This is a genomic window from Bacillus sp. 05T22, assembly GCF_056396765.1.
Genome location: NZ_JBFTMC010000001.1, coordinates 1 through 9,655, shown reverse-complemented (window position 1 = coordinate 9,655; position 9,655 = coordinate 1). Strand labels below are relative to the sequence as shown.

At 34.7% G+C, this 9,655-nt stretch carries 8 protein-coding genes and 2 pseudogenes; 7 read left to right on the top strand and 3 right to left on the bottom strand.

Going from position 1 to position 9,655, the window contains the following annotated elements:
• The 7 genes from pyrF to AC1DIT_RS00020 all read left to right on the top strand — a co-directional run bounded on the left by pyrF (nt 1) and on the right by AC1DIT_RS00020 (nt 6,662).
• Complete coding sequence (pyrF, locus tag AC1DIT_RS00050; protein ID WP_016116009.1) at nt 1-717, top strand: orotidine-5'-phosphate decarboxylase; 717 nt, start codon at nt 1-3, stop codon at nt 715-717.
• Complete coding sequence (gene pyrE, locus AC1DIT_RS00045; protein WP_016116008.1) at nt 714-1,346, top strand: orotate phosphoribosyltransferase; 633 nt, start codon at nt 714-716, stop codon at nt 1,344-1,346. The genes pyrF and pyrE overlap by 4 nt, the downstream gene beginning before the upstream one ends.
• A 643-nt stretch (nt 1,347-1,989) precedes the next feature.
• A complete protein-coding gene (locus AC1DIT_RS00040; RefSeq protein WP_016116007.1) occupies nt 1,990-2,838 on the top strand; it encodes a HesA/MoeB/ThiF family protein in 849 nt (282 codons plus the stop codon).
• A 13-nt stretch (nt 2,839-2,851) separates the two neighbouring features.
• Nucleotides 2,852-3,718, top strand: a complete 867-nt coding sequence (locus tag AC1DIT_RS00035; protein ID WP_016116006.1) for a HesA/MoeB/ThiF family protein — start codon at nt 2,852-2,854, stop codon at nt 3,716-3,718.
• A gap of 15 nt (nt 3,719-3,733) precedes the next feature.
• The gene (locus AC1DIT_RS00030; protein WP_016116005.1) at nt 3,734-4,171 is read left to right on the top strand and encodes a DUF441 family protein; all 438 of its coding nucleotides are present in this window, start codon (nt 3,734-3,736) and stop codon (nt 4,169-4,171) included.
• A 14-nt stretch (nt 4,172-4,185) separates the two neighbouring features.
• Nucleotides 4,186-5,250, top strand: coding sequence for an alpha/beta hydrolase (locus AC1DIT_RS00025; protein ID WP_476997990.1), 1,065 nt, complete (start codon nt 4,186-4,188; stop codon nt 5,248-5,250).
• Nucleotides 5,247-6,662, top strand: coding sequence for a homocitrate synthase/isopropylmalate synthase family protein (locus AC1DIT_RS00020; protein ID WP_016116003.1), 1,416 nt, complete (start codon nt 5,247-5,249; stop codon nt 6,660-6,662). The genes AC1DIT_RS00025 and AC1DIT_RS00020 overlap by 4 nt, the downstream gene beginning before the upstream one ends.
• A gap of 1,397 nt (nt 6,663-8,059) precedes the next feature.
• Here the strand turns inward: AC1DIT_RS00020 and AC1DIT_RS00015 are convergent.
• The 3 genes and pseudogenes from AC1DIT_RS00015 to AC1DIT_RS00005 all read right to left on the bottom strand — a co-directional run.
• Nucleotides 8,060-8,221 (bottom strand): annotated as a pseudogene (locus tag AC1DIT_RS00015) (IS4 family transposase); the annotation flags it as partial.
• An 807-nt stretch (nt 8,222-9,028) separates the two neighbouring features.
• Entirely contained in the window at nt 9,029-9,280 is a 252-nt protein-coding gene (locus AC1DIT_RS00010) for a YbeF family protein (RefSeq protein WP_016116000.1), read from the bottom strand.
• Between the two features lie 248 nt (nt 9,281-9,528).
• Nucleotides 9,529-9,655 (bottom strand): annotated as a pseudogene (locus AC1DIT_RS00005) (transporter); the annotation flags it as partial.

The following is a 9,655-nucleotide window of genomic DNA, read 5'->3' as shown; positions in this document are numbered from 1 at the left end:
ATGTCACAGTCTTTAATCGTTGCACTGGATTTTCCAGGTAAGGCAGAGGTAGAACAGTTTTTAAGCCACTTTGAAGGGGAACAGTTATTTGTCAAAGTTGGTATGGAGCTATTCTATAAAGAGGGACCTGCTATCATTACGTACTTAAAAGAAAAAGGGCATCAAATTTTTCTAGATTTAAAGCTCCATGATATTCCGAATACAGTAAAAAGCGCTATGCGCAGCCTAGCTAGTCTAGATGTTGATATGGTAAATGTTCATGCTGCTGGGGGAAGCAGCATGATGAAAGCTGCGCTTGAGGGATTAGTGGAAGGTAAGCAAGAAGGAAAAGAGAGACCGATTTGTATTGCAGTTACACAACTAACAAGCACTTCGGAAGCTATGATGAAAAAAGAGATTGGTATTGAGAAAACGTTAGAAGAAGCGGTTGCTCATTATGCAAAATTAACGAAAGAAAGTGGACTTGATGGTGTTGTATGTTCGACACTAGAAGTACCAAAGTTACGTGAAGTATGCGGACCTGCATTTGTAACAGTAACACCGGGGATTCGTCTTGCAAGCGATGATGTTAATGATCAAGTACGCGTAGCAACGCCAAAGCGTGCACGTGAACTTGGTTCAAGTTACATTGTAGTGGGACGTAGTATTACAAAAGCAGAAAATCCGCTTGAAGCGTATAAAACAGTAAAACAACAGTGGGAAGGTGTAACAATATGAAAAAAGAAATCGCATCTCATCTATTAGAAATTGGCGCAGTATTTTTACAACCAAATGATCCATTTACATGGTCTTCTGGTATGAAATCACCAATTTATTGTGATAATCGTTTAACGTTATCATATCCAAAAGTACGCCAAGCGATTGCGGCAGGATTAGAGAAGTTAATCGAAGAACACTTCCCAACTGTAGAAGTTATTGCAGGAACAGCAACTGCTGGTATTGCGCACGCTGCATGGGTAAGTGATCGTATGGATTTACCAATGTGCTATGTACGTAGTAAAGCAAAAGGTCATGGTAAAGGGAACCAGATTGAAGGAAAAGCAGAAAAAGGTCAAAAAGTAGTAGTAGTAGAAGACTTAATTTCAACTGGCGGCAGTGCAATTACTTGTGTAGAAGCACTTCGCGAAGCTGGCTGTGAAGTATTAGGAATCGTATCAATCTTCACGTATGAGCTTGAAGCAGGAAAAGAAAAACTAGCAGCAGCAAACGTAGCATCATATTCTCTAAGCGACTACAGTGCATTAACTGAAGTGGCAGCAGAAAAAGGTATGATCGGACAAGCTGAAACAAAAAAATTACAAGAATGGCGTAAAAATCCAGCTGATGAGGCTTGGATTACAGCCTAATTATAAAAAACACGACCGCGGGGGAAACGCGGTCGTGTTTTTTATAGAAAATATGGTTAGATAAATATCCTCTTATCCTGGTAATTCTAACAATTATTCTAGATGAGGTCCCGACACATCGCCATCAAGCTAAGCATACTAAAAGGTAATATGGTAGTGCATTTTTATTGATTCTCTATGAATACACTAAAAATGGGCATGACAAAAAAACTATTTAATGGTTTTTTTTTATTTTTATGTGGATTTTCGTATTTGTAACATTTTACAATACATAACACCCAAAACATCAAAAATCGTTTTCTTTTTGTAACGGTGCGATTTCCGTTCGTTTTTCTTCATTTTTTAACCAATTCTTAAAATCCATCATCATCCTTCTTTCTTCAATTGTGTTCCGTAAAAAGTATCTATTATATATATTAAGTTTAATAAGTTAACGGAAGACATCTTCTGTTAACTAAAAAAAATTTCTATATTTATTTAGTTCTTTAATAAATGGAGAGATATTCATTTGTTAAAGAACTAAGAATTTAATATTTTTCTATTTTTTTACAAATAGCACACAAAAAAGACATACTTCTAGGCTATTTTTATATACAGGAATTATTTTTTTGAAATGGTTACTATATATAAAGGAGACTTCAAAATGGATATGGATTCATATTATTGGGAAATGGTTAAGAAGAATATTGGTGTGTATTCTGAACAGGAACAAGAATGTCTTCGAAATAAGAAGGTTATTATTTTTGGATTAGGGGGTGTAGGTGGATATGAAGCAATTCTCTTCTCTCGGATGGGGATTGGGCATATTACAGGCGTTGATCCAGATGAATTTGAAATATCTAATATTAACAGACAAATGTTAGCGCTTTCTAGTGTTATAGGTGAACCAAAAGCAAAAGTTGCAGAACAGGTTGTAAAAGATATACATCCCTATATATCAACAAACTTTATACAAACAAGAGTAGATGAAGATAATGTAATCGAACTTATAAAAGAGCACGATATTGTATTAGAAGCCGTAGATGACATGCCTTCAAGAGTTATTATACATAGAACTGCTAGAGAATTAGGTATACCAAGTGTGGGGATGTCAGGTAGTCCTCCTACAAGAGGATTTGTTTCTACATTTTTTCCAACTGGAATTCCTTATGAGGAAGCCTTGAATGTATCTATTGTAGGAGGTAAATTAACAAATCACGAATTAAGACAACAAATTGCGGATATAAAGAAAAGTCGAGCTTGGTATTCTGTAGAAAAAGGGGCACCAAAAGAGTGGGCACAAGATTTTTGTGATGGAAAAGCAGGATGGATTATCACGCCGATGCGTGCCCATCTATTGTCATTATTTAGCTTTCATGAAGCAATCCAAGTGTTAACTGGTCGTGAACCGCTAGCGAGAGCTCCAAAAGGGATTGTTATTGATGTAAATAGCCAGAACCCCGTCCAAGTAAAAAATGCACCAAAAGATGGTTGGGATTATACAACACTGTAAGGAGGAAAATAATTTGTTAACAAAAAATAAAAATACGCAAAATATATATGAAGAAAGTTTCACGCGAAATATTGGCGTCATTTCTGTAGAGGAGCAAGAAAAATTAAAAAATGCTCGCGTTACTGTAGTTGGAGCAGGGGGAGTAGGAGGAATTACACTCATTCAATTGGCGCGAATGGGTGTAGGTTCTTTACATGTTATTGATCAAGATGTATTTGAAGCAAGCAATATCAATCGACAAATGCTAAGTTCCATCAGTAAATTAGGACAGCAAAAAGCAGAGGTCGCTTTAGAAGTTTTGCAAGACATTAATCCATTATTACAAATAGAGATAACAAAAGAATTTGTTACCGAGGACAATGCATTAGAACTTCTAACGAATGCAGATGTCATTATAGATGCAACTGACAATTTAGTAGCGAGAGTAATTATCCATCGTACAGCTCAGAAACTAGGAATCCCTTCTATTTGGATTGCAGTTACACCCCCCTTTAGAGGTGGCGTCATGTCTTTAACTCCTAACTCTACGCCCTATGAAATTGCGTTAGGATATCCGTCTTATCAACAAGAGCTAACACCAGAAATGCAAAATAAAATTCATGAATTAAAAGATGGACGTGCTCTTCATTCCGTTACATATGGCGCGGATGAGAAATGGGCAAGCAGTTATGTACAAAAAGATCGTCCATGGGCTGTATTGTCTCCCGTTGCGAATATAGTAGGCATTCTAGCAAGCTTTGAAGCATTTAAATTTATGATAAATCGAGAAGAGTTAAGACCTGTAATAAGTCCAAATTTAATTCAAATTAACTTTGCAAACCAGAATATGGTACAAGTCTCTATACCGGAAAATGGTAGTTGGGACTATACCACACTATAGATGAGAGAAAAGATTATGCTTCCTTTTTTGTTACTTGGAATAATTGTAATACTCGCCCTGCTTATAAAGGATTATGCACTAGCTGGTGCGGCTTGCTTATTAGGAATTTTACTTGCTGTTGGACAAAAAACTTTATTACATTTTATTCAACAATACTCTTTTCAAATTGGTATTTTCTTTCTTATGTTATTCTTTTTAATTCCAATTGCATCAGGGAAGATTACAAACGAAAACGTAGTGAAATTAATTGCTTCCCCTATGGGATTAGGGTCCATTCTTGCAGGTTTCACTGTGTCATACATAGGAGGGAAAGGTGTAGGAGTTCTATCTATGAATCCTACGATATTGTTAGGTGTCTTAATAGGGACTCTTGTTGCCGTATTATTTACAAAAGGTTTACCAGCCGGATTAATTATTGCGGCTGGAATAATAGCTATTATTTCTATGAAATGAAAGGAACATTCTAAATGAAGATAAAATGGACACATATTAGTTTAGTAGGGATTTTTTTTATAATGCTTATGTCTGGTTGTTCTAATATAAAAGAAACTTCTCAAAATGCTCAGACTTCTAAAGTAGTAAAACAAGAATTAGAAATTCAGCAAGGAGAAGAAAAAATATTTTTGCTTCATAAAAACTTAAATAATAAAAAACAGTATAAATCCGATGAAATTGTCTTATTTTTAGAACCATTTAGTGTACCTACAGCTCAAGCATTTGATGTACCAAAATATTCGTGGATGGATGAGTATGCCAAAAAAGGGTATGATACTTGGGCCATGGATTTTCGAGGGTTTGGTCATTCTTCTCGCCCTAAAGAAATGTCAGATCCTCCTTCCCAAAACCGTCCGGTTATTCATCTGAATGATGCAACTAAGGATCTAGAAACAGTTGTAAAGTGGATCCAAAAGAAAAGAAATGTGAAAAAGATTCATATAATAGGGTGGTCATATGGAGGTGTTGTSGCTGGAAATTATGCAATATCCCATCCTCAAGATATTAATAAACTTATTTTATATGGGTATATGCATGGATTCACACTTCCTATGATGACAAAATCTCTTGAAAATCCATTACAACCTAATCAATTTAACCCTGAAGCATCAGCCTATCAAATGGTGGACTTTGATAAAGGAATGCATCATTGGCATATGATGATGGGAAAGAAAAAAATCGTTACAAATGAAGCAATGGATGCCGTAAAACAAGTATTTATCAATTCGGATCCTATGAGTAAGAAAAATAATCAAACTATTCGTCGACCAGTTGGTCCACTAGAGGATTTGTTTTATATTTGGAAAAATCAGCCTTTATATGATGTATCTAARATTACCGTTCCAKTACTTGTCATTTAYGGRGAAGATGACAYRTTTGCAGACCGAAATATGATGTCAAAAYTAACARGTACAAAACAAAAAAAAGAAGTWGTAATCCCYGATGCAACGCACTGGGCTGTTTATGAAAAGAATCGTAATAGCCTATTCGAACAAACGTTAAACTTTATAGAAATGAAAGAAGGAAAAAAGGAATGAACAAGGGTATAACAATATTGGATGCCACCTTACGTGAAGGAGAACAACAATGTGGTATTCGTTTCTCCAAGGAAGATAAAATTACCTTACTCCATATGTTAGAGAATTTTGGAGTAACTCTTATCGAGGTTGGACATCCGGGTATTTCTGAAGAAGAAGAAGAGATTTGCCGAGAAGTTGCAGCCTCTGCAAAGTACGCTGAAATACTTATGCATGCTCGGGCAAAAAAAGAAGAAGTTCATGCGGCTTATCGTGCTGGTGCCGATTGGATAGGAATCTGGACGTCTATTAACCCCATTTCTTTACAAACAAAGTACACCAATAGATCAAAAGATTACGTTATCAATCAAGTGAAACAAGCTATTGAAGAAGCAAAATCTTTAGGGATGAAAATCCGTTTTACTATTGAAGATGCTTCGCGAACTGAATGGGAAGATATCGCCTACATTGGACAGGTTGCACATGTAGCTGGAGCAGACCGAATCAGTTTAGCAGACACTGTAGGAATTTGGGAACCAAGTCAGTGTGCGACAATCGTGAAGAAATCTGTTGAGACATTCCCTTGTGAGATTGAAGTTCACCTTCATAATGATTTAGGGCTAGCCATGGCAAATGCCCTTGCTGCAATCGATTCAGGGGCATCTGTCATTGATACTACATTGTGCGGAATAGGTGAACGTGCTGGGATTGTTGACTTGCTAAATTTATCAGTGTTTTTATCTCAAAAGCGTAATCTTCAGTACTTTAAACTACAGATGATTCCTGAATTGACTCAATCTCTTCAATTAGCTACTGGTTGTAAAGTAGATCATTGGAGACCGATTATTGGAAAGAACATATTTACTCATACGGCACCTTATCATAAAAAAGCTGTTCAGCAGAATGACTCAGCATACGAGGGTATTCAGCCTGAAATGATAGGAAGAGTAAGGACCATTCAACAAAAATGCATAGAAAGAAAAGGGCCTAGGCTTTCAAAGTCTCTCCGAGTTAGTAAACCATTTGTAAAGGGAGCATCTGAGCTTTTATATCATCGCGATGGTCCAGGAGAGCGGTGGGTGCAGATGGATTATAGAACGGATGAACGGGCTTCATTTTATGTGATACAGCGTGTGTTTTACGATGCGCATATGGATGATAACTTAGAAGGACATGTAGATATTCACGCACATCATTGTGATAGTGCTTTTATCTTCTGGGGGAATAAAATAGATGGTACAGGCCTCGTATGTGAAGTGGAAATTGAAGGAGAGTCTCAAATCATTGAGAGTCCTGCATCTGTTTTTATTCCAGCGGGTTTCAAGCATAGGTATAAGTACCTTTCGGGTATAGGAACATATACAAATATCGTACTAGCACCTAATTATAATTCTAGTTTGTTAGAGGATAATTTATCAAAAATGCGTGTATAATGGGTAATCTAAAATGCCATTAAGTTAAAATACATTTGCATCCCAAAAACGAAAAAAAAATTTTCGTTTTTGGGATGCTTTTATTTTTTACTTGATGAAGATAGGGAGCTACTTCAAAAGATGAATAAGAACCTTAATTTTCTTTCGTGAAAAAGGCTTAATCCTTTGGTATGAACTGTACCTCGAATTGTGGACACTTAAAAAAGTCCATAATTCGGGGTTTTTGTATATTTTTACACTCATTCCTCCTTATAATGGAAACAATGGTAAAAAGACAATTTATGAAAATTAAAAGATGGCTTTCTTTGCGTTAAAGGAAAGCCATCTTTTTAAATGCACTTAAAATTCATAAAGAGACACAGGGTATAGGTTACAATATAAAGTGAAACTTTAATCAGTGGGGGTTTTCTTCATCCCCCACTGATTGTTAGTTGAACGAATCGGGCTTTTACGGACAGTTCATCTCCCACCTAACTTCTTTGCTTTCGCTGAATTTTGAGGTGGGAGTGTTACTGTCCGTTAATGCGGGATAAATGTAGAATTAGCACAAATTATCAAAAAAATATTTTGTTTGAATTATAAAATATGAATATACTGTGGTATTGAGGAATGAATCATTTTGAAAGAATACAAAACTCAATTGAATATATTGAAAAGAGCTTACAAGACGAATTGAACGTTACTGAAATTTCCTCAAAACGAAAATTTTATCTCTTCATAGTTGCATGGGAATACAGCTTTCATTTTTTTCGTTGTGGGGACATTTCAAAATACTAGCTTGATAACGATGTGGCAGGACCCAGCTTTATAAAATATAATTATTGCGATAAGGAAGAATATTATTAAAAACTTTATCAAATTTTTCTCTGAGCGGTAACTCCATCTTTAAATATTTATGAATTATAAAATGTATAATGATCTGATGAATAATGAGTTTAAAATTAAGCATTAAAGCAACTATCTGGAATCTAATTGTAATTCAGCTTTGTTGGTTGTCAGTGTATTAGCAGAATTACAATTTCCAGAGTAGATAGCTCTTGCTTCATCACACGAATCAGATTTTTCACATCCTATAAGCATTCCTAATGTTATAAACGATAATAAAATCTTTTTCATTATAATACACGCTCCATACTATTTAGAATGTTATGATGTTCTTAGACTAATTGAAATTTAATACATATATTTCTATAACGAAAAACATATGTATTAAATTAAAGAAACTGAGGAAGGTCAGTTTCTTTAATTTATATAATAGGCCTCACCATACATGCCCATCAACTTAAGAGTGGAAAAAACTGAACTGTCATTCAGAAAGGTTAAAACATTTCTAAAATAGGAGCCTATTCTTAAAAATGCGTATATCGAATAAATCTTAATGGGTTTCATTTTTTAAATTATGTAACTTTCTTTTGTTTTCTTAATCCATTATACTCATAGACAACACCCATAATATCAAAGACAGTTTTCTTCTCATATCGATGAGACTTCCGTCCATTCTTCTTTAGGAGGTGGAACAGGCGGATTAGGATCTTTGTTATTTCTTGGGTGTTTTTTTGTTACAGCTAGATCAACGATTAAGACGTTTCGTAGTTACAACACTACCTAGGAAAAGTATTCCCTGGCGTTTTATAAATTTCTGCAAAGAAAAAAAACGACTCGAATGAGTCGGTTTTAACTAGTTAGTTTACTTGGATCGGCCTTGAAGATACTGGAATAGCTCTATATAAGAACGTAGCCAACTGTTCACGTGTCACTTTATCTTTGGCACCAAAATAACCGCTACCATATTCTCACATTATATTATGTTCAGCCATGTACTGAATCTCTTTATACGCCCAATGCGATTGAGATACATCTATAAAACTACTAGTCTGGGCGCTTGCTGCTTTTATATTCTGATTTGAGTTACTTCAGCAAAAGAATTCTGCGCAAAAAAAGTCGTACCAAATATTGCTGCGCATACACCTGTAATAATTAATTTCTTCATTTCTTTCTCTCCTGATCTTTATAATTAATTTTGATATATATAATTATATATATATCAAAATTAATAACAATAGGAAATTCTATTTTATATTTATAGATTCGAGAGCTTCATAACAAAACGTTACCCTTTCTAATCTAGCTTGTGTAGAAAGGATAACGTGGGGATATTAAAATGTCTTAAGTTGATGGGCATGTTGTGTTACCCCATTGCCATCAAGCTAAGAAAACGAAAACTTATATATCATTATCTTTAGGTGGAGAGGAAAGATTGTTTGATAAATTAAAAAGGCTATTTAAAAAAGATAAAGAGAATGATTTTGAAGATGAGAGGTACATTTTCAAACAGAATCGTTAAATTTCTTAAATAAAAGATATTACTATTTTCCCTTCACAGCTTCATACCCCTTTACAAATAATAAAGTTATATAAGAAACGATAAATGAGAAGATGCTATACATGCCAACCCAAAAGAAAAATGAAGGGGGAAACAATATAACTCCTAATATAAGAAAAATAGCAAACGTTACAATTGGCATTACGTAATACGTTCTTGTTCTACGTGTCCCAAGTACTGAAACAATAAAAATAAGTAATGGACAAATAAATAAAAAGAAAAGCAATTCACTCATGATTATGCCCCCTTTTCTTAAAAAGTAATATGTTCTTTTAAACTAATTGTTCTCTTAATATAATTTTGACAGATGGTTTGAAATCCCTTTTGGGAATCAGTATATTTCAACAATTCGCAAGGGAAAACAGTAAGCAAAGAAAACTTGTCTATGGTTATAAAAGAAACATCGCGATAATTGTAGTGACAATTAACACGATAACGACAGGTATAAAATTGCGTCTAGCAAGTTCGAATGGATCTACTTTATAAATTGCTTATTGAAATAATAATAGAGATGATTAAAATAGTTGGTAGTAGTTCGGTAATGGCATAGGTAAAACTTTGAAAAATCCCGCTAACGGCAAGAGGAATGGAATGTGTTGCGGTTAGAGCT

Excerpts from the sequence above, each read along its gene's own strand:
- pyrE (WP_016116008.1), top strand. The coding sequence starts at position 714 with ATGAAAAAAGAAATCGCATCTCATCTATTAGAAATTGGCGCAGTATTT.
- pyrF (WP_016116009.1), top strand. The coding sequence starts at position 1 with ATGTCACAGTCTTTAATCGTTGCACTGGATTTTCCAGGTAAGGCAGAG.
- AC1DIT_RS00020 (WP_016116003.1), top strand. The coding sequence starts at position 5,247 with ATGAACAAGGGTATAACAATATTGGATGCCACCTTACGTGAAGGAGAA.
- AC1DIT_RS00010 (WP_016116000.1), bottom strand. The coding sequence starts at position 9,280 with ATGAGTGAATTGCTTTTCTTTTTATTTATTTGTCCATTACTTATTTTT.
- AC1DIT_RS00040 (WP_016116007.1), top strand. The coding sequence starts at position 1,990 with ATGGATATGGATTCATATTATTGGGAAATGGTTAAGAAGAATATTGGT.
- AC1DIT_RS00030 (WP_016116005.1), top strand. The coding sequence starts at position 3,734 with ATGCTTCCTTTTTTGTTACTTGGAATAATTGTAATACTCGCCCTGCTT.